15 protein-coding genes and 1 riboswitch are annotated in these 19,524 nt (G+C 71.6%); of the genes, 10 read left to right on the forward strand and 5 right to left on the reverse strand.

From position 1 onward, the window contains the following. The 5 genes from ACZ7CD_RS28370 to ACZ7CD_RS28390 all read left to right on the forward strand — a co-directional run bounded on the left by ACZ7CD_RS28370 (nt 1) and on the right by ACZ7CD_RS28390 (nt 5,227). A complete protein-coding gene (locus ACZ7CD_RS28370; protein WP_360387633.1) occupies nt 1–474 on the forward strand; it encodes a cation:proton antiporter regulatory subunit in 474 nt (157 codons plus the stop codon). Between the two features lie 5 nt (nt 475–479). Next, nucleotides 480–1,661, forward strand: a complete 1,182-nt coding sequence (locus tag ACZ7CD_RS28375; protein ID WP_360387635.1) for a cation:proton antiporter — start codon at nt 480–482, stop codon at nt 1,659–1,661. Beyond that, the gene (locus tag ACZ7CD_RS28380) at nt 1,658–1,951 is read left to right on the forward strand and encodes a hypothetical protein (RefSeq protein WP_360387638.1); all 294 of its coding nucleotides are present in this window, start codon (nt 1,658–1,660) and stop codon (nt 1,949–1,951) included. Before ACZ7CD_RS28375 ends, ACZ7CD_RS28380 begins: the two co-directional genes overlap by 4 nt. Nucleotides 1,952–1,981: 30 nt before the next feature. Continuing rightward, nucleotides 1,982–2,146, forward strand: a complete 165-nt coding sequence (locus ACZ7CD_RS28385) for a hypothetical protein (RefSeq protein ID WP_360387640.1) — start codon at nt 1,982–1,984, stop codon at nt 2,144–2,146. 81 nt (nt 2,147–2,227) lie between these two features. Further along, nucleotides 2,228–5,227 carry a DPP IV N-terminal domain-containing protein gene (locus tag ACZ7CD_RS28390; RefSeq protein ID WP_470380075.1) on the forward strand — a complete coding sequence of 1,000 codons (3,000 nt, stop codon included), beginning with the start codon at nt 2,228–2,230 and terminating at the stop codon, nt 5,225–5,227. Here the strand turns inward: ACZ7CD_RS28390 and ACZ7CD_RS28395 are convergent. Further along, a complete protein-coding gene (locus ACZ7CD_RS28395; RefSeq protein WP_360387645.1) occupies nt 5,221–5,661 on the reverse strand; it encodes an NUDIX hydrolase in 441 nt (146 codons plus the stop codon). The genes ACZ7CD_RS28390 and ACZ7CD_RS28395 overlap by 7 nt on opposite strands. 64 nt (nt 5,662–5,725) lie before the next feature. Here ACZ7CD_RS28395 and ACZ7CD_RS28400 point away from each other — a divergent pair, with 64 nt between their 5' ends. Next, a complete protein-coding gene (locus tag ACZ7CD_RS28400) occupies nt 5,726–6,655 on the forward strand; it encodes a phosphotransferase (RefSeq protein ID WP_470380076.1) in 930 nt (309 codons plus the stop codon). 134 nt (nt 6,656–6,789) lie between these two features. Here ACZ7CD_RS28400 and ACZ7CD_RS28405 read toward each other — a convergent pair whose 3' ends face one another. The 3 genes from ACZ7CD_RS28405 to metH all read right to left on the reverse strand — a co-directional run bounded on the left by ACZ7CD_RS28405 (nt 6,790) and on the right by metH (nt 13,485). Further along, nucleotides 6,790–8,715 (reverse strand): putative bifunctional diguanylate cyclase/phosphodiesterase, encoded by a 1,926-nt coding sequence (locus ACZ7CD_RS28405; RefSeq protein ID WP_360387648.1) that lies wholly within the window; start codon nt 8,713–8,715, stop codon nt 6,790–6,792. Further along, nucleotides 8,712–9,770 carry a sugar ABC transporter substrate-binding protein gene (locus tag ACZ7CD_RS28410; protein WP_470380077.1) on the reverse strand — a complete coding sequence of 353 codons (1,059 nt, stop codon included), beginning with the start codon at nt 9,768–9,770 and terminating at the stop codon, nt 8,712–8,714. The genes ACZ7CD_RS28405 and ACZ7CD_RS28410 overlap by 4 nt, the downstream gene beginning before the upstream one ends. A gap of 133 nt (nt 9,771–9,903) precedes the next feature. Beyond that, nucleotides 9,904–13,485, reverse strand: coding sequence for a methionine synthase (gene metH, locus ACZ7CD_RS28415; protein WP_470380078.1), 3,582 nt, complete (start codon nt 13,483–13,485; stop codon nt 9,904–9,906). Between the two features lie 13 nt (nt 13,486–13,498). Continuing rightward, a riboswitch (S-adenosyl-L-homocysteine riboswitch) is annotated at nt 13,499–13,580 on the reverse strand. A 62-nt stretch (nt 13,581–13,642) separates the two neighbouring features. On the opposite strand from metH, the gene ACZ7CD_RS28420 reads away from it, so the two are divergent. After that, nucleotides 13,643–14,476 carry a patatin-like phospholipase family protein gene (locus ACZ7CD_RS28420; protein ID WP_470368497.1) on the forward strand — a complete coding sequence of 278 codons (834 nt, stop codon included), beginning with the start codon at nt 13,643–13,645 and terminating at the stop codon, nt 14,474–14,476. A 229-nt stretch (nt 14,477–14,705) separates the two neighbouring features. Beyond that, nucleotides 14,706–16,409, forward strand: coding sequence for a glycosyl hydrolase family 8 (locus ACZ7CD_RS28425; RefSeq protein WP_470380079.1), 1,704 nt, complete (start codon nt 14,706–14,708; stop codon nt 16,407–16,409). Nucleotides 16,410–16,746: 337 nt separating this feature from the next. Here the strand turns inward: ACZ7CD_RS28425 and ACZ7CD_RS28430 are convergent, their stop codons facing one another. Further along, on the reverse strand, nt 16,747–17,814 hold the full coding sequence (locus ACZ7CD_RS28430) for a methyltransferase domain-containing protein (protein ID WP_470380080.1): 1,068 nt from the start codon (nt 17,812–17,814) through the stop codon (nt 16,747–16,749). A 58-nt stretch (nt 17,815–17,872) separates the two neighbouring features. On the opposite strand from ACZ7CD_RS28430, the gene ACZ7CD_RS28435 reads away from it, so the two are divergent. Next, nucleotides 17,873–18,757, forward strand: coding sequence for a DUF5829 family protein (locus tag ACZ7CD_RS28435; RefSeq protein WP_470368493.1), 885 nt, complete (start codon nt 17,873–17,875; stop codon nt 18,755–18,757). Between the two features lie 110 nt (nt 18,758–18,867). Continuing rightward, nucleotides 18,868–19,503: a TVP38/TMEM64 family protein gene (locus tag ACZ7CD_RS28440; protein ID WP_470380081.1), complete on the forward strand. Its 636-nt coding sequence runs from the start codon at nt 18,868–18,870 to the stop codon at nt 19,501–19,503. Nucleotides 19,504–19,524 lie beyond the last annotated feature (21 nt).

A 19,524-nucleotide genomic window follows, 5' to 3' on the forward strand; every position in this document is an offset into this window, starting at 1 on the left:
GTGAACGTCGAAGTGACGCCCCTGCCCGGCATCGGGGTCAGGCAGGACTTCAGCATCCGCTCCGGCCGCCGGATCGGCGTGATCTCCTACCGTGACGGCAAGTTCGAGCTCATATTGTCCAAACAGGACGACCCGGACGCGACGGCCGCCTCGATCCCGCTCGCGCCGGAGGAGGCGGGCACGCTCGCCGGGCTGCTCGGCGCGCCGCAGCTGGTGACGCAGCTGAGCAAGCAGCACCGCGACATCACCGGCATCACCACGCGCCAGCTGCTGGTCACGGCGTTCGCGCACCGCACGCTCGGCGACACCGCGCTGCGCACCCGCACCGGCGCGTCGGTCGTCGCCGTCGTGCGGGAGGGCACCGCGCACCCCTCGCCGGGCCCGGAGTTCCTGTTCTCCAACGGCGACCTCGCTGTCGTCGTGGGCACCGCGGACGGCCTCGACACCGCCGCCGAGATCCTGACGGGCGGCTGAGCGCAGTGCACGACACCACGATCGCGCTGATCGAACTGGGTGCGGTCTTCTTCGGGCTGGGCCTGCTCGGGCGACTGGCCTGGAGATTCGGCATCTCGCCCATCCCGCTCTACCTGATCGGCGGCCTCGCGTTCGGCGCGGGCGGCATCGTCCCGCTGCACGGCATCGAGGAGTTCGCGCACCTCGCCAGTGAGATCGGCGTGGTGCTGCTGTTGTTGTTCCTGGGGCTGGAGTACTCGGCCTCCGAGCTCACGACCGGGCTGAAGAAGTCCTGGACCGCCGGACTGCTCGACATCGTCCTCAACGCGACCCCCGGCGCCGTCGTCGCGCTGCTGCTGGGCTGGGGACCGGTCGGTGCGCTCGCGATGGCCGGCGTCACCTACATCTCCTCGTCCGGCATCGTCGCGAAGGTCCTCGGCGACCTCGGCCGGCTCGGCAACCGCGAGACACCGGTGGTCCTGTCGGTGCTGGTGTTCGAGGACCTGGCCATGGCGGTCTACCTGCCGGTGCTCACGGCGCTGCTGGCCGGTGTCAGCTTCCTGGGCGGCCTCACCTCCGTCGGCATCTCGTTGCTCGCCATCACCGTCGTGCTCGTCGTGGCGCTGAAGTACGGGCGCTACATCTCCGCCGTCGTCGACAGCCCCGACCACGAGGTGTTCCTGCTCAAGCTGCTCGGCTCCGCGCTGCTCGTCGCCGGTGTCGCCTCGCAGCTGCAGGTCTCGGCCGCGGTCGGCGCGTTCCTGCTCGGCATCGCGATCTCCGGCTCCACCGCGGAGAACGCCACCCGCCTGCTGGAGCCGTTGCGCGATCTCTTCGCCGCCATGTTCTTCGTGGTGTTCGGCCTCAACACCGACCCGCGCTCCATCCCGCCGGTGCTCGGCGTCGCCGTGGCGCTGGCCGTGGTGACGACGCTGACCAAGCTCGCGACCGGCTGGTGGGCGGCGCGCAGGCAGGGCGTCGGGCCGATGGGCCGGGCCCGCGCGGGTGCCGCACTGGTGGCCCGCGGTGAGTTCTCCATCGTCATCGCCGGTCTCGCGGTGGCCTCCGGCATGGTCAGCGCGCAGCTCGCGGCGCTGTCCACGGCGTACGTGCTGCTGATGGCGGTCATCGGCCCGATCGCGGCCCGCTACGTCGAGCCGGTCGCGGAGTTCTTCGCGCGCAGGCGGGCAGGGGCCACCGCACCGTGAACCGCGCCGCGCCGGCGCTGCTGCTCGCCCTGCTGCTGGCGCTGCTGCCCGCCCAGCGGGAGCACCAGGACCTGGGGGACCGGCACCTGCCCAGCAGGGTGTCGGTCTCGCACGGTGCCACCGCCACGCCCGCCGCACCGGACACCGGGTGGGCGTGGCGGCCCGCCGCCGTCAGCGGGACGGGTGAACCGCCGACGCAGCGCGACGACGTCGACTGCGGCACCACGACCTCCACGACACCGGCCACACCTTCGTGCCGGGCACCGCCACGCGCATCCGCGTGCCTGTGACCCGAACTCCCGTTGCGAAGGAAGAAGACCGTGTCGTACCTGGTGCTGGCGTTGTTGTTGATCACTGTCGGGGTGGGGGTCGCCGCGCTGGCGGCGATGATCACCAAGAAGGAGCCGTTCTACGGGGTGGTCGGTCTCGTCACGATCTGCTGCCCCAGCGCGATCCTCGCGTTGGTGTACACGGCGGTGGCCTGACCGCCGATCGGTGGATGGTGCCGGCCCGGTGCGGTGGCAGTGTGGTTCTTCCAGGGCGTCAACGCTGGGGGAGTGCCACGCATGGACCTGTCTCGTCGTGAGCTGCTGACCCGCACCGGCCAGGCCGCCGCCCTGGCCACGGCCGCCTCCGCGCTCACCACCACCGGTGCGGCGCAGGCCGGACCGGGCACCGTCGTCACGCTCACCCAGGGCACCAACATCTCCGTCACCCGGTCACGGGACGGCAGGTGGCTCGCGATCGACCTCGTCACCGCCATCTGGGTGCTGCCCGCGACCGGTGGCACCGCCCGCAGGCTGACCGACGAGCTGCAGGACGCGTCGCTGCCGTCGTTCGGTCCGGGCGGCCGGATCGCGTTCCAGTCCTACCGGGACGGCAACTACCACCTCTACGTCACCGACCTCGCCGGGAGCACGCCCCGGCAGCTCACCAGCGGCCAGTACGACCACCGCGAGCCCGCGTTCTCGCCCGACGGCACGAAGATCGCGTTCACCAGCGACAGGGGCGGCAGCTACGGCGTGCACGTGCTGGACGTCGCCTCCGGTGCCGTCACCCAGCTCACCGGCCTGCCGGACGAGGCCGCCGCACCGCAGTGGTCACCCGACGGCCGCCGGCTGGTCTTCACCGTCGGCAACGCGGCCGTGGACGCCGTGGCGCTCGACGGCACTCGCGAACGCCTGGTCACCGCACCGGCGGGCGCGCAGCTGTTCGGCGCGAGCTGCGGGCCGGGCGGTCAGCCGAGCTACACGCTGATGCGACCGGGCCAGGCCGACCTGATGCTCGGTGACCGGGCCGTCGTCACCGGGCAGGACGTCTTCGGGTTCGCGCCGCTGTGGGACGGCGGCAGCGTGCTCTACACCGCCGACGGCAAGATCCGGCTGTTCGACGGCAGGTCCACGAAGGACATCCCCTTCAGCGCAACGGTTCCCGTGCGCACCCCGCGGCAGCACCGTGCGCGCACCCCCACCGGCGGCCAGGTCAGGGGCATCGCGAGCCCGGTCGTGTCGCGCGACGGCACGAAGATCGCCTTCCGGGCGCTGAACGCGCTGCACCTGCTGGCCGACGGCCGCACCACGAAGCTGACCGACGGCGCGTACTTCGACTCCGACCCGGACTTCTCGCCCGACGGCACCCGGCTGCTGTACGCGAGCGACCGCACCGGCATCGCCCAGCTGCGCGTGCGGGACCTGCGGACCGGCGCCGACGAGGCCCACGCGCCCGCGCCGCACGCGCAGACCACGCCCCGGTTCTCCCCGGACGGCACCAGGGTCGCCTACGTCGACCAGGACGGCCAGGTGTGGGTGGTCGACGCGGCTGGCCGCCGCCAGGTCACCCCGACGCTGTTCCAGCCCGGCCGTCCCACCTGGTCCGCCGATGGCACGGTGGTCGCGCTGGCCGCGGTGAAGCCGTTCTCCCGGCGGTTCCGCGAGGGCACCAGCCAGGTCCTCACCATCGACCTCGTCAGCGGCGAGCTGCGGTACACCGAGCCGATGCCGTTCCGGTCGATCGCGACCCGCGGCGACGACGGCCCGGTGTGGTCGCCCGACGGCCGGCACCTCGCGTTCGTCGTCGAGAGCCTCGCCTTCGTCGTGGCCGTCGACGGCAAGGGCCGGTTCCTCGGCACGCCGCGGCAGGTCACCCGCGAGGTCACCGACTCGCTGGCGTGGCACGGCGACGACGCGTTGGTGTACCTCAACAACGGCCGCCTGCGGAAGTCCACACTAGACGGCAAGGCCAGCACCGTCCGGGTCGGCCTCACCTGGCGCAGGCAGCGTTCATCCGAGCGCGAAGTCGTGCACGTCAAGGCTTACTGGGACGGCGAGGCGCACGAGCTGCGCGAGAACGTCGACCTCGTGGTCGACCACGGCCGGATCGCGGACGTCCGCCCGCACCGCGGTCGCGCCGACGTGGACGCGAGCACGCTGACCGCCATCCCCGGCCTCATCGACGCCCACAACCACTGGCACCTGCGCGGACGGGCGTGGGGAGCGCGCCAGGGCAACGTGTGGCTCGCCTACGGCATCACCACCGTCCGCTCACCCGGCGACCCGGTCTACCAGATGGTCGAGACCCGCGAGGCGCTCGCCGCAGGAACCCTGACCGGGCCCCGGTTCTACGCGACCGGCGAGGCCGTCGACGGTTCCCGCGTCTACTACAACTTCATGCGCCCGACCCTGTCGCGCGCCCAGCTCGACCTCGAACTGCGCCGCGCCCACGAGCTCGACTACGACATGCTCAAGACCTACGTCCGGCTCCCCGTCGAGCTGCAACGCGCTGCCGTGCAACGGTCCCGCGTCCCGTTGTCGTCGCACTACCTCTACCCGGCCGCGAACATCGGCATGAACGGCATGGAGCACGTCGGCGCCACCAACCGCCTGGGCTACTCGCACACGATCTCCCGCCAGGGCCGCGCCTACCAGGACGTGGTCGCGCTGTTCACCCGCACCGGCATGTCCATGACCCCGACCCTGTTCCACAACCGCGCCCTGTTCGCCGAGGACAGGTCGCTGGTCTTGGACGAACGCACCCGCGTGCTGTTCCCGCCGTGGGAGTACGAGCGCTACCTCGCCGAGGCGAACACCGGTGGTGCCTCCTCGTCGTTGCACATCTTGCGCGGCTGGGTCGAGTTCGCGCTGGCCGTGCACCGCGGCGGTGGCCTCGTGATCTGCGGCACCGACGCGCCACTCGACGCGCCCGCCACCGCCACGCACATGAACCTGCGCGCCATGGTCAAGTTCGGCTTCACACCGCGGGAGGCGCTGATCACCGCCACCCGCAACCCGGCGACGTGGCTGGGCCTGCCGATCGGGTCGCTGCGGCCCGGTGCCCCGGCCGACATCGCGTTCGTCTCCGGCAACCCGCTCGCGGACATCAGGGCGGCGGCCGACGTGCGCCAGGTGATGGTCGGCGGACGCCTGCACACCGTCGCCGACCTGCTCAAGCCCTACCGGGCGCAGCAGCGGACGGCGACGGACGACGCGCTGCCGCCGTTGCCGTCAGCGCGGAACAGGCACTGGTGGCACGAACCGGAGTGGGCCGACCACGCCTGCTGCGGTCACTGATCCCAGCCGAGCACGCTGAACGGCGTGCCGGCGAGGTGACCGCGGATTCCGGCGGCGGAGTAGGCGATCAGCTCCTCCGGCAGCGCGTCCAGCCCGAACCAGCGCAGCGCCGAGCACTTGCCGGGCTCGCGGTTGACCGGCTCCCCGGTCCACCGCGTGGTCGTGAAGAACAGGCCGAGCCGCGGTTCCACACCGGCCGCGGTGACGTGCGCGGTGTGCACGTGCCGCAGGTCGGCCGGGTCGATCTCGACACCGACCTCCTCGCGGGCCTCCCTGACCGCGGCGGCCGGCACCGACTCGCCGCGGTCGAGCTTGCCCGACGGCAGGTGCCACACCCCGTCGAAGCGCGGGTCGGTGTCCCTGCGCAGCGAGAGCAGGACCTGCCCGGCGCGCAGCAGCAGGACGTGGACGTCGATCAGGTGGCGGTCGGGCACCGGGTCCTCCCAGGGACGCGAAAATGATCTGCGGCCGCGCGGGCTGTCGTGACACGATCGTGCCATGACAGCCTTCGCGACCCCCGACGACATCGCCCGGCGCACCACCGCGGCCAGGGACGCGGCCGTGGCGGCGGGGCGCGACCTCGGCCTCACCGTGACCGAGCCCGCGGTGCTCTACGAGCTGTTCTCGGTGGTCGTGCACCTGGCACCGAGCCCGGTCGTGGCCCGCGTGCCGGTCGTCCTGCCGCACACCGAGGACCTCGACGCCACCAGCGCCCGCCAGCGGCGCGAGCTGGACGTGGCGCGGTGGCTCGCGGACCAGGGCGTCCCGGTGATCCCGCCGAGCCCCGACGTGCCGGCCGAACCCGTGCAGCGCGACGGGTTCTCCATCACGTTCTGGCCGTTCGTCCCGGAGGACAAGAGCGGTGAACCGGATTACGTCGCGAACTCGGAAAAGGCTGCCGAACTGCACGCGGCGCTGAAAGGGTATCCGGGCGAACTCCCATTCCTGGGAACAGCGGACCCCGCATTCATCACCGATGCGCTCCGCCTCCTGGAAAAGCACCCGGACCTGCTCGACGCGGCCGATCTCGACCGCGCCCGGCGTGAATGGGCGGAGCTCGAACCGGTGGTGCGTTCCCAGGCCGAGTTCGAGAAGCGCTTTCCCGGCGTAGAACTGCAGCCGATCCACGGCGACTGCCCGCCCGCGAACATCTTCGCGAGCACGACCGGCCCGTTGTTCTCCGACTTCGAGCTCGTCACGTACGGGCCGGTCGAGTGGGACCTCGCCTCCCTCGGCCCCGACCTCGAAGCCGCCTACAACCGCGGCGCCCGCACCCACGGCCTCCGCGAGCTGGACGCCGACGTGCTGGCGTTCGTCAACGCCGTCGCCGCTCTGCGCGCCGTCGCCTACCTCGTGGTCGCGCCACAGCTGCCGCAGATCGTCGACTTCATGAAGCCGTTGGTCGACACCTGGCGCTCCCGCGCCTGACCGGCATCTGCAAGTACCGCCAACCACCCCGCAAACCGCACTTTTCCACTGCCAACCCGTTCGTCGAACACCGAACAGGTTGGCAGTGGAAAAGTGCTGGATGATCTTGAGTTGGTGGTACTCGCAGATGCGGGCTAAGCGTGGGCGGCTGCGGCTCGGTCGCCCAGCCAGGCCACCACGTCCTCGGCGGGCAACGGCTCGCTGAGGAAGTAGCCCTGCACCACGTCGCAGCCGGCCTCGGCCAGCGCCGTCCAGGTGTCCTGGTCCTCCACGCCCTCCGCCACGGCCTGCAGGCCGAAGTTGCGGGCCAGGGCGACCAGGGCGTGCACGATCGCCGAGTCACCGGCGTCGGTGCACATGTGCGTGACGAACGAACGGTCGAGCTTCATCTCGTGCACCCGCATGCTGCGCAGGTAGGAGATCGACGAGTAGCCGGTGCCGAAGTCGTCGATCGACAGCCGCACGCCCAGCTCGGTCAGGCCGCGCAGCACGTCCACGGCGCGGTCCGGGTCGGAGATGATCGCGGACTCGGTGATCTCCAGCGTCAGCAGCCTGGCGGGCAGGCCGTGGCGCTTGATCAGGTCGGCCACGTCGCCGGGGAACTCGGTGTGCAGCAGGCAGGCGGCGCCCACGTTCACCGACACCGGCACCTCCCAGCCCGCGTCCGACCAGGTGCGGCACTGGCGCAGCGCCGCGTCGATCACGTACCGGGTCAGCGGCTCGATCAGGCCGTTCTCCTCGGCGACCGGGATGAACTCGTCCGGGCGCACCAGGCCGCGGGTCGGGTGCTGCCAGCGCGCCAGCGCCTCGACGCCGCACACCGCGCCCGTGTCGGCCAGCGCCTTGGGCTGGTAGTGCAGGAACAGCTCACCGCGGTCGATCGCGTGCCGCAGCTCCGTCACGGCCGTGAGCTGCGAGGCACCGCGCTCGTGCAGGCGGGCGTCGTACACGGCCACACCGGACTTGTCGCGCTTGGCCGCGTACATCGCGATGTCCGCGTGCCGCAGCAGCTCGTGGCCGTCCAGGGAGTCGTCCGGGCACAGCGCCACGCCGACGCTGCCCGCGATCTCCAGCTCCAGGCCCTCCAGGATCACCGGCATCGCCAGCGCCGTGAGGATCTTGTCCGCGACCATCCGCGCGTTGTCCGCCGAGCCGACGCCGGGCAGCAGCACCGCGAACTCGTCGCCGCCCAGGCGGGCCACCAGGTCGGTGTCGCGCACCGCCCACGACAGCCGGTTGGCCACCTGGCGCAGCAGCAGGTCACCGACGTGGTGCCCGAGCGAGTCGTTGACCTCCTTGAACCGGTCGAGGTCCACGATCAGCAACGCCAGCGGCTCGTTCTTCTTGTGCGCCTTGGCGACGACCTGCTCCATCCGGCGCGCGAGCAGCGTCCGGTTCGCGAGACCGGTCAACGCGTCGTGGTGCGCCTCGTGCTCGTTCTTCGCGGCCTGGCGCAGGATCTTGCGGCGGTGGCCGAGCAGCACCATGCCGAACAGGCCCACCAGGAACGCGTCCAGCGCGAACGCCGCGATCTGCGCGACCCGCAGCCGGGTGTTCTTCTCGTCCGCCGCGCGCAGGTAGTCGGTGGTGTCGAGCTGCTTGGCACCGATCGTCGTGGAGACCTGGCGGCGCAGCGAGGAGTGCGCGAACCCGGCCTGGTCGACCTGCGCGGGGTCGTCACCGGCGAGCACCTTGCGCAGCGTCTCCGTCGTCGTGTCGTACAGCGGCAGCAGGCGCGTGGCCACCGCGACGTCCGACGGGGTGCCGTTGGCCTGCAGCCACTCCAGCTCGCCACGGGCGGCGCCGACCGAGTTCCGCAACGGCTCGACGGTCAGCTCGGTGCGCTTGAGCTGCAGGTCGCGCAGCGCGTTGTCGGTGATGTTGATGTGTTCGAGCACCCGGCTCCAGCGCTCGCTGGTCTCGTTGAACTGGCGCACCTGCGCGGTCGTGATCTGCGCGCTGATGCTGCTCCACAACGCCAGCCCGGCCAGTGCCAGCAGCCCGGCCGTCAGCCCCACCGTCGCCACCCGTGCGGTGGCGCGGCTCTCCCAAAGCCTCACCGTGCCTGCTCCAACGGTCGCAACCAGCTCGCGGGGTCCTCGACGAAGGCGTCGAGCTGGGGACGGAACCACTGCTCGCGCGCCTGCTCCGACTCCTGCCGGTGCAGGACCTCGTCGAGGTTCGCCGTCGTGACCGCCAGTCCCGGGGTGAACACCCACCCCTCGGGTAACTCCGCGCCGCCTCTGGCCTGCCGGGCGAGCAGCCACCCGGCGACCGCGCCCTTGAGGTAGTGCTCCGGCGAGACCGACGCCACCACGACGCCGTCCCGCACCGCCTGCAACGTCCGAGGGTCGACCCCGAACCCGCCCACCAGCCACCTCGCCGACTTCTCGGTCTTGATCGCGGCGAGGTTGAACCCGTCGCAGTCTCCGGTCCCCACGAAAGCCAGTGCGCCGGGGTTGGCCGCCGCGAGCCGTCGCCACGCGTCGAGGTTCGCCTCGTCGTCGCGCTGCGTGTCGAACGGCCCCAGCACCCGCACTCCCGGTAGTTTCTCGGCGAACCGCCCACGGATTCCGTCGGCCCGGTCGTCGAACCCGGCCAGTCCCGGAGTGGCGTTTCCCAGCACCACCGAACCGGTCGCGTCCGAGGGCAATCGGCGGATCAACTCGTCAGCCAGCTTTTCGCCGAGCTCGTAGTTGTCGTTACCGATGTGGAGCCTCACCCCGGAGCTCGACCCGAGTCGCATGTCCACACCGACGACGGAGAGGTGTTCGCGCAAGGCCGCGGTGATGGACGGCGCCATCAGCGCGGGTTCGGACGTGGCGACGGCGACACCGCCTTTCGCCGTCCGTGACAGATCCTGGAACAACTCGACTTCCCTGTGCCCGTCGTGGCCGGAGGGTCCCGTGACGGTCGCGCTCACCCCGCCGACCCGGCCGACGCCCTCGTGGAACCCGCTGGTCATCTCCTGTGCGAACGACCCGCCCGTGCGCTTGACCACGAACCCGACGTGCGGCAACGCCGACGAGCTCGCGGCGGCACCGCAGCCGGTGGTGGCGACGGTGCCGGCGGCCACCAGGCCCAGCAGGCCCGCCACCAGCCCCGCAGTACGCATCGCAGACCTCGGGCTCGCTCGACCGACGGAACGGTTGATCTCCAGAGCGGCCGATGCTACCTCGACCGATGTGAAATGGGGACAGCGCACTCCTGGACGGGAAGCGCTTTCACATTACCGGTGCGCCTTTCCGTCAGGACGGGTCATAACCCAGATTCGGGCGCAGCCACTGCTCCACCTCGGCCACCGGCCGGCCGCGCCGCAGCGCGTAGTCCTCGACCTGGTCGCGGCCCAGCCGCCCGACGGTGAAGTACTTCGCCTCCGGGTGCTGGAAGATCATCCCGCTCACGCTGGCGGCGGGGTTCATGGCGAACGACTCGGTGAGGCTCACGCCGATCCGCCCGGCGTCGAGCAGGTCGAACAGCTCGCGCTTGACGGTGTGGTCAGGGCAGGCCGGGTAGCCCAGCGCGGGCCGGATGCCGCGGAAGCGCTCGGCGTGCAGGTCGGCGAGCTCGGGCGCCGCGTCCGGCTCGAACCAGTCGCGGCGCGCCCGCAGGTGGATCCACTCGGCGAACGCCTCGGCGAGCCGGTCGGCCAGCGCCTTGACCATGATCGCCCGGTAGTCGTCGTTCTTCGCCTCGTACGTCGCGGCCAGCTCGTCCGCGCCGAGCACGGTCACCGCGAACCCGCCGACGTGGTCGCCCTGAGGCGCCACGTAGTCGGCCAGGCAGCGGTTCGGGCGGGAGAGCGGCTTCTGCGTCTGCTGGCGCAGCATCGGCCACGTCACGGTCTCCGCGCCGGCCTCCACGACGATGTCGTCACCCTCGGAGTGCGCCGGCCAGAAGCCGTGCACACCGCGCGGCTGGAACGAGTCGTTCGCGATGATCTCGTCGAGCAGCGCCGTGGCGTCGTCGTAGAGCTCGCGGGCGACCGGCTGCTCCAGGATCGCCGGGAACTTGCCCTTGAGCTCCCAGGCCAGGAACAGGAACGTCCAGTCGACGTACTCGCGCAGTTCCGCCACCGACGGCGTCAGCACGCGGGTGCCGGTGAACGCGGGCGCGGGCAGCTCGGAGAAGTCGACCCGCTCGGCGTTGGCGCGCGCGTCGGCGATGGCGAGCAGCGGCACCTGCCTGCGGTTCTCGTGCTGCTCGCGCAACCGGGCCTGCTCGGCGCGGTTGGCGAGGTTCAGCTCGTGCCCGCGGCGGTCGTCGCGCAGGTCGGACACCACGCCGACGACCCGTGAGGCGTCCAGCACGTGCACGACCGGCTCGTCGTAGACCGGGGCGATCTTCACGGCGGTGTGCTGCCGGGAGGTCGTGGCGCCGCCGATCAGCAGCGGCAGCTTCATGCCGCGCCGCTGCATCTCCTCGGCCACGGCGACCATCTCGTCCAGCGACGGCGTGATCAGCCCGGACAGGCCGATGACGTCGGCGTGCTCCTTGATCGCGGTGTCGAGGATCTTGGCGGCCGGCACCATCACGCCGAGGTCGATGACGTCGTAGTTGTTGCAGCCCAACACGACTCCGACGATGTTCTTGCCGATGTCGTGCACGTCGCCCTTGACGGTGGCGAGCACGACCTTGCCGTTGCCACCCGCGGACGACGACGGCTCGTTCTCCATGAACGGCTCCAGGTAGGCGACCGCGCGCTTCATCACCCGCGCGCTCTTCACCACCTGCGGCAGGAACATCTTGCCCGCGCCGAACAGGTCGCCGACGACCTTCATGCCGTCCATCAGCGGGCCCTCGATCACGTCGAGCGGCCGGGGCAGGGCCTGGCGGGCCTCCTCGGTGTCCTCCTCGACGAAGTCGACGACGCCGTGCAGGATCGCGTGCTCCAGCCGCTTGGCGACCGGTGCCTCGCGCCACGACAGGTCGACGACGCGCTTCTGACCGGGGCCCTTGACCGTCTCCGCGTGCGTGACGAGCCGGTCGGTGGCGTCCTCGCGGCGGTTGAAGATGACGTCCTCGACCAGCTCCAGCAGGTCGGCGGGGATGTCCTCGTAGACGACGAGCTGGCCCGCGTTGACGATGCCCATGTCCAGGCCCGCCTTGACGGCGTGGAACAGGAACGCGGAGTGCATCGCCTCGCGGACGACGTCGTTGCCGCGGAAGGAGAACGACAGGTTCGAGATGCCACCGCTGGTGCGCGCGCCCGGACAGCGCTCCTTGATCAGCGGCAGGGCGTCGATGAACGCCCTGGCGTAGCCGTTGTGCTCCTCGATGCCGGTCGCGACCGCGAGCACGTTCGGGTCGAAGATGATGTCCTGCGCCGGGAAACCGGCCTCGCGGGTGAGCAGGTCGTAGGCGCGGGCGCAGATCTCGACCTTGCGCTCGGTCGTGTCGGCCTGGCCCTGCTCGTCGAACGCCATGACCACGACGCCGGCGCCGAAGTCGCGGATGACGCGGGCCTGCGCCAGGAACGGCTCCTCGCCCTCCTTGAGGCTGATCGAGTTGACCACGCCCTTGCCCTGCACGCACCGCAGACCGGCCTGCAGCACGTCCCAGCGGGAGCTGTCGATCATGACCGGGATCCGCGCGATCTCCGGCTCGGTGGCGATGAGGTTCAGGAACGTCGTCATCGCCTGCTCACCGTCGAGCAGGTCGGCGTCCATGTTCACGTCGAGGAGGTTCGCGCCGCCGCGGACCTGGTCCAGCGCCACCGCGAGGGCCGACTGGTGGTCGTCGGCCTCGATCAGCCTGCGGAACTTCGCCGAGCCGGTGACGTTCGTGCGCTCACCGATCATGACGAACCCGGTGTCGGCGCCGATCTCGAACGTCTCCAGGCCGCTGAAGCGGGTGGTGTGGCGCGCCTCGGGCACCGCGCGCGGCGCCTGGTCCCGCACGGCGCCGGCGATGGCCCTGATGTGGTCGGGGGAGGTGCCGCAGCAGCCGCCGACGACGTTGACGATGCCCGCCCGCGCGAACTCGCCGAGCAGGGCCGCGGTCTGCTCAGGCGTCTCGTCGTAGCCGCCGAACGCGTTGGGCAGGCCGGCGTTGGGGTGCGAGGCCACGAACGTGCCGGCCTTCTGCGCGAGCTCGGCCACGTGCGGGCGCATCTCGGCGGCGCCCAGCGAGCAGTTCACGCCCACGACCAGCGGCTCCGCGTGCTCGACCGAGCTCCAGAACGCCTCGACGGTCTGCCCGGACAGGGTCCGGCCGCTCAGGTCGACGATCGTCACCGAGATCCACAGCGGCAGCTCGGGGGCGACCTTGCGGGCGGCGGTGATCGCGGCCTTGCAGTTGAGCGTGTCGAAGATCGTCTCGATGAGCAGCAGGTCGACGCCGCCGTCGCGCAGCGCCGCGATCTGCTCGGCGTAGGAGTCCTCGACCTGCTGGTAGCTGACGGCCCGGTAGGCGGGGTCCTCGACCTTGGGCGACAGGCTGAGCGTGACGTTGAGCGGGCCGACCGAGCCGGCCACGAACCTCCCGCCGAACTCCTCCGCCGCCTGCCGCGCGAGCCGGGCGCCGGCGAGGTTCATGTCGCGCACCCGGTCCTGCAGCCCGTAGTCGGCCTGGCCGATCGAGGTGGCGGTGAACGTGTTCGTCGTCGTGATGTCCGCGCCCGCCGCGAGGTACTGCCGGTGCACGTCGAGCACCAGGTCGGGGCGGGTGAGGTTGAGCAGGTCCGGGTCGCCGGTGACGTCCATGTGGTGGTCGCCGAACTCGGTGCCGCGGTAGTCCGCCGGCGTGAGACCCGCCTGCTGGAACATCGTGCCCCAGGCCCCGTCGAGGACTGCGATCCGCTGGTTCAGCAGGGCCCTGAGATCACTCACGCGCGCTCCCGAGTAGTCGGAAGCGCCCTTGTTGCGTGGTGACTCGACGCCGAGCGTGGCAGGCCGCGAGGCCCGTTGCAGCGCTTCTCGACATCGCCGGAAGTCTACCGTGGCCGACCACGGGTCAGGAAACCGTCCCACCAAATAAGATGGTCGGATGACTGGCGGACGCGCGTTGGTGCTCGGCGGTGGCGGTGTCACCGGGATCGCTTGGGAGACAGGACTTCTGCACGGTCTCGCCGAGCGGGGGATCGACCTGGCGGCGGCGGACCTGCTCGTGGGGACGTCGGCCGGTTCGGTCGTCGCCACCCAGCTGGCCGGAGGGGTCGCGCCGGACGAGCTGTACGCGAGCCAGCTGCTGCCGCCGGACGGGGAGCTGCCGGCGAGGCTGACCGGCTGGATGATCGCGCGGTACGCGCTTTCCCACGCGCTACCCGGTTCCGGCGCGGTCAAACGCGCCCGGCTGGGCAGGGCGGCGCTGCGCGCGTCGACGCCGTCGGAGGAGTCGCGGCGCGCGGTGTTCGAGAGCCGGCTGTCCACCAGGGAGTGGCCCGAACGCGCGCTGAAGGTGACCGCCGTGGACACCGCCGACGGCCGGTTCGTCGCCTTCGACCGGGACAGCGGGGTGCCGCTGGTGGACGCGGTGGCCTCCTCCTGCGCGGTGCCGCTGGTGTGGCCGCCGGTCACGATCGGGGGCCGCCGGTACATGGACGGCGGGATGCGGTCGGTGGCCAACGTGGACCTCGCCGCCGGGTGCGAGCGGGTGGTCGTGGTGGCGCCGCTGGCGCGGGCCATGTCGAAGGCGGCGACCCCGCAGGCGCAGGCCGAGCGGCTGGGCGTGCCGTCGATCGTGCTCAGCCCCGACGCCGCGGCGCTCGCGGCGATCGGGAAGAACCTGCTGGACCCGGCCCGGCGGCGACCCGCGGCGGAGGCCGGGTACGCCCAGGCGGAGTCGGTCGCCGAGGCCGTGCGGGCGGTCTGGGCGGGCTGAGCGTCCGGGGCCGGACGTTCGGAGTCGGCTGCTCGGCGGTCGGGCGTCTGGGGCCGGGCGTCGAAGGGTGGCGGGTCTGGGACTTGGGCGCCAGAGGCTGAGCGCCAGAGGCTGAGCACTGTCCGAACGCGCAACAACCGGTCCTGACCCTTGTCCGAGGCCGCTGACCTGCCTAGCGTCGCCAACCACTCGCATTGTCAGCTTTGTTAACCATTTGCTGGAGGCGGTCGTGGGCGGCAGGACGACGACGGCAGTCGGGGCGGTCGGGCTCGTGCTCGGTCTCCTCATCACGGGGGTGACCAGTGCGTCGGCGGCGGACCCGCTGGTCTCCCGCGGCAAGGCGGTGCTGGCCTCCTCGACCGAGGGGACCGGGTTCGAGGCGGCGAAGGCGGTCGACGGCAGCACGTCGACCCGCTGGGCGTCGGTGGAGGGGCACGACCCGGAGTGGTTGCGGGTCGACCTCGGCTCCACCCACGCCATCAGCCGGGTCAGGCTGAGCTGGGAGGCCGCGTACGCCAGGGCGTACCGCGTGCAGACCTCACCGGACGGCTCGGCGTGGAGCGACGTCTACTCGACGAGCTCCGGTGACGGCGGCACCGACGACCTGACCGTGTCCGGCTCCGGCCGGTACGTGCGGGTCTACGGCACGGCCCGCGGCACGGCGTACGGCTACTCGTTGTGGGAGCTGGAGGTCTACGGCAGCGCGGACGGCACCACCCCGCCGACGACACCGCCGACCACCACCACCACCACCACCACGTCACCGCCGTCGTCCGGGCTCGGCTACCCGTTCGGCAGCAGGCAGACCCCGTACGCGGCCGGGGTGCTGCGGCCCTCCGGCAGCACGTCGGCGCTGGACGCGAAGATCGTCGACTACTACCAGCGCTGGAAGTCGGCGTTCGTGAAGCAGAACTGCGGCAACGGCTGGTACCAGGTCATCTCGCCGGACGCGGCGTTCCCGTACGTGGCCGAGGCCCAGGGCTACGGCATGGTCATCACCGCGACCATGGCCGGCGCCGACCCGGACGCGAAGAAGATCTTCGACGGCCTGCTGAAGTACAAGCTCGCGCACCCGTCGGCCAACAACCCCGACCTGCTCGCGTCCGAACAGGACACCGCCTGCCGCAGCGTCAACGGCAGCGACAGCGCGACCGACGGCGACATGGACACCGCCTACGGCCTGCTGCTCGCCGACCGGCAGTGGGGCAGCGCGGGCACCTACAACTACCGGCAGATCGCGCTGAAGAACATCGGCGCCATCAAGAAGAGCCTGGTCAATCCGAACACGAACCTGCTGCTCATGGGCGACTGGTCCACCTCGGGCAACAGCAGGCAGTACTACGGTTCCCGGTCGTCGGACTGGATGAGCGACCACTTCCGGGCGTTCCGCAAGGCGACCGGTGACGCGGCGTGGGACACGATCCGCGCGAAGCACCAGGACCTGATCGCGAACCTGCAGGCCAACTACGCGGCGGGCACCGGTCTGCTGCCGGACTTCGTGCAGGACACGAACTCCACGGCCAAGCCCGCCGTCGGCGAGATGCTGGAGGAGGCGGCGACCGACGGCAAGTACTGGTACAACGCGTGCCGCGACCCGTGGCGCATCGGCGCGGACGCGGCGCTGACCGGTGACGCGAAGTCGCTGGCAGCGGCCCGCAAGCTCAACTCGTGGATCAAGGGCAAGACCGGTGGCGACCCCGGCAGGATCGCGATCGGCTACCAGCTCAACGGCACGCAGATCAACAGCGGCAGCGACGCGGCGTTCGTGGCGCCGTTCGCGGTCGCGGCCACCACGGACCCCGGCAGCCAGGCGTGGCTGGACGCGCTGTGGGCCAAGATGCTCGCCACGCCGATCAACACCGACACCTACTTCGGCGCGAGCATCCAGCTGCAGGTGATGATCACGGTGAGCGGCAACCACTGGATCCCGTGATCCGGGGTTCACTGTCCCGGTGGGGATCGCGAAGGCGCGCCGGATCGCGCTGAGGGCACATCGGGGACAGCTGACGGACGGCGGCGGGCTGTTCGTCGACCGGCTGGAGTAGCCCGGCAGGCGGTGTGGCTGCACGCCGTACCCGGCACCGGGGTGGACCTCACCCGCCAGGACCTGTCCTGGCGGGTGCTCCGGGTGGTGGAGGCGCTGCAACCGGAGCACCGGTGGGCCGCACCCGTGCCCGCCCGGACGCGGTGCTGGTGCACCAGGTGCTGCGGGCCGACCGGCGCTGGCACCCGCCGGTGAGCACGCCGAAGCGCGTGGCACCCGCCGTCGGTCAGCAGAGCGTCCGCAGGAACTCCGGACCGCCCTCTTCCGCGTTGAGTCCTTTCTCGACGAACGCGATGTTGTGGTGGAACGAGATCCCGCTGATGTTGCGCTGCACGCACCCGCCGTTCACCCGCGGGTCGGCCACCTCGGCCAGGTTCAGGCCGTCCACGAAGGACTTCAGCATCCCGATCGACGTGCCGGCGCCGCCGTCGGGAGCGCCGCCCCAGCTCGGCCAGTACGCGGTCTGCAGGTCCTCGACCACGTACAGCCCGCCGGCGCGCACGTGCGGGAACAGGGCGTGGAACGACGTCCGCACGTGGTCGTTGAGGTGGCTGCCGTCGTCGATCACCACGTCGAACGGGCCGAGCCGCGTGCCCAGCGCGTCGAGGAACGTCGCGTCGGACTGGTCGCCCTGCACGGTCGTGATCCGCGGGCCGGTCACACCGGGTTTCGCCGTGATGTCGAGGCCGTGGACCAGGCCGCGCCGGAAGTAGCGCTGCCACATCCGCAGCGAGGCACCGCCGCTGTCCGGGTCGTCGTAGCCGCCGATGCCGATCTCCAGCACCCGCACCGGTTCGGTGCGCAGGCGGGCGAAGTGGCGTTCGTAGTGCTGGGTGTACCAGTGCAGGTCGCCCCACTTGTCCGAGCCGAACCGCACGGCCAGCGCGCCGAGGTCCTCCTGCGGCGGTCGCAGCGCGGTGAGCACCGCCTCGACGGCCGCCGGGTAGTCGCGGCGGCCGCGGAACCACGCGCCCACGCCGCCCTCGTCGAGCCCGGCGGAGGGGGTGCTGACCGCGAGGCTCGGCCACCGCCGCTCGGTGCCGTAGAGGGTGCGGACGGCGTCGGCGAGGTCCAGGGAGACGACGAGGTCGGCGCCGGTGCGCAGGTGGCTCGTCGTGACGCCGTCGAAGTGCAGGTCCAGGCGGACGTCGTGCTCCACCTCGCCGATCTCGGCCAGCAGCGCCGCGGTGACCGCGTCCGGTCCGAGGCGGCGGAGGGTGTCGTCGAGCAGGTCACGTCCCGCGGTCGCGGCCTGGAGCAGCGGAGCGAGGACCGGCCAGCTGGCGTCCGGCAACTGTTCCCCCTTGGTTTGACTTGAGTCCGGGTCGAGCGGGTCTTCCTACGATCCCACCATGGGGATTCGGCGCACGGTATCCATGATCTTGGCCGCACTGCTCGCGGTGGTGTCCGGCGGGACCGCACAGGCGGGGGAGCGGCAGTTGCTCTTCTACAACCACGCGTGGGGCACCTACGACCGCGTCACGGCCGACGCGGTCGAGCACTCCGCCTACCTGAGGGCGTTCGCCGACTTCGAGGTCCGGACCACGACCGGCGCGGGCGGTGAGGTGTGGACCGGCCGCTACCTGCGCGGCCGCGAGACCTACCTGGAGATCTTCGGCGTCGGCGACGTCCCCGGCCAGGACGGCCTGCTCGGTTCGGCGGGCCTGGGCCTGTCGACCGAGCACGACGGCGACATCACGGCCGTGCGCTCCCGCCTGGCCGCCTCCGGTGTGCCGCCGTTCGAGTTCGTGCAGACCCGCGACTTCGGCGACCACGTGCCGGTACCGTGGTTCGACGCGGTGCTCGGCTTCGAGCAGTACGACCGCTTCGGCGCGTGGGCGATGGAGTACCGCGACGAGTACTTCGCCGACCCGCGCGGCCAGACCCAGCCCGCCCGCTATCCCGGTGACGTCGGCCGCGAGCGCTACCTGCCGGACAACTACCGCGACCGCCTGATGCGCGACATCACGTTCGTCCGGCTCGCCGTCACCGAACGGGACTTCGCGAGCACCGTGCCGCTGCTGCGGGCAGGGGGGTTCAAGCTCAAGGCCGACGCCGGTGGCGTCACGGCGTTGCGCGGCGGCACCACCATGCGGTTCGACAAGGTGCGGATGGGCCAGACCGGGCTCAAGCGGATCGAGTTCGCGCTGAACCGCGGCGTCGCGCGGCACGAGGAGCGCATCGGCAACTCCACGCTGGTCGTGGGCCCGGGCAGGCACGCGGTCTGGACGTTCTGACACAGTTGGGCCATGTCGCCGGTCGGGCAGGAGCAGCTGGTCGCGCCGGCCGAGGCCGTGGTGGCCGGGCTGACCGACGAGGAGATCGGCACCGGGTGAGAAGAGCCTCCATGCGTGACGTGCGTGCCCTGGTGCTGGCGGTCCTGGTCGTCGCCCTCGTCGTCACCGCCGCGCTGGCCGACCTGCCCGACGTGGCCGAGCTGCGCACGTCGATGCAGGCGCTGGGCCCGTGGGCACCGCTCGCGTTCCTGGCGTTCGGGGCACTCGGCACGCCGCTGTTCTTCCCCAAACCCGTCCTGGCCACGGTGTCCGGGCTGCTGTTCGGGGTCGTCACCGGTGCGGCGCTGGCGGTCGTCGCGTTCACCGCGGGTGCCCTGATCTCCTTCTGGGCCGGTCGCCTGCTGGGACGCGAGGCGGTGGCGCGCAGGCTGGGCAGCGGGCGGTTGCGGGTGCTGGACGAGGTGTTCGCCACGAACGGGCTCGCGGCCACGGTCGTGCTGCGGCTGCTGCCCGTCGTGCCGTTCGCCGCGTCGAACTACGGCGCCGGCGTCACGGCGGTGCGGCCGGTGTCGTTCGGGCTGGGCACCGCGATCGGGCTGGTGCCCACGACGCTGGTGGCCGCGTTCCTCGGTGACGCCGTGCTCGACCTCGGCTCACCCCGGTCGGTCGCAGCCGGGGCGGCCTGGCTGGTGCTGGCGGCGGCCGGGGTGGTGTGGGGGCGCAGGTTGCTCCGGCAGCCGGGGTGAGGTGGAGCCTGCTCCACCCCG

Source organism: Lentzea sp. NPDC036949, from assembly GCF_055608075.1.

Excerpts from the sequence above, each read along its gene's own strand:
- ACZ7CD_RS28420 (WP_470368497.1), top strand. The coding sequence starts at position 13,643 with ATGACTGGCGGACGCGCGTTGGTGCTCGGCGGTGGCGGTGTCACCGGG.
- ACZ7CD_RS28400 (WP_470380076.1), top strand. The coding sequence starts at position 5,726 with ATGACAGCCTTCGCGACCCCCGACGACATCGCCCGGCGCACCACCGCG.
- ACZ7CD_RS28435 (WP_470368493.1), top strand. The coding sequence starts at position 17,873 with ATGGGGATTCGGCGCACGGTATCCATGATCTTGGCCGCACTGCTCGCG.
- ACZ7CD_RS28410 (WP_470380077.1), bottom strand. The coding sequence starts at position 9,770 with ATGCGTACTGCGGGGCTGGTGGCGGGCCTGCTGGGCCTGGTGGCCGCC.
- ACZ7CD_RS28440 (WP_470380081.1), top strand. The coding sequence starts at position 18,868 with ATGCGTGACGTGCGTGCCCTGGTGCTGGCGGTCCTGGTCGTCGCCCTC.
- ACZ7CD_RS28390 (WP_470380075.1), top strand. The coding sequence starts at position 2,228 with ATGGACCTGTCTCGTCGTGAGCTGCTGACCCGCACCGGCCAGGCCGCC.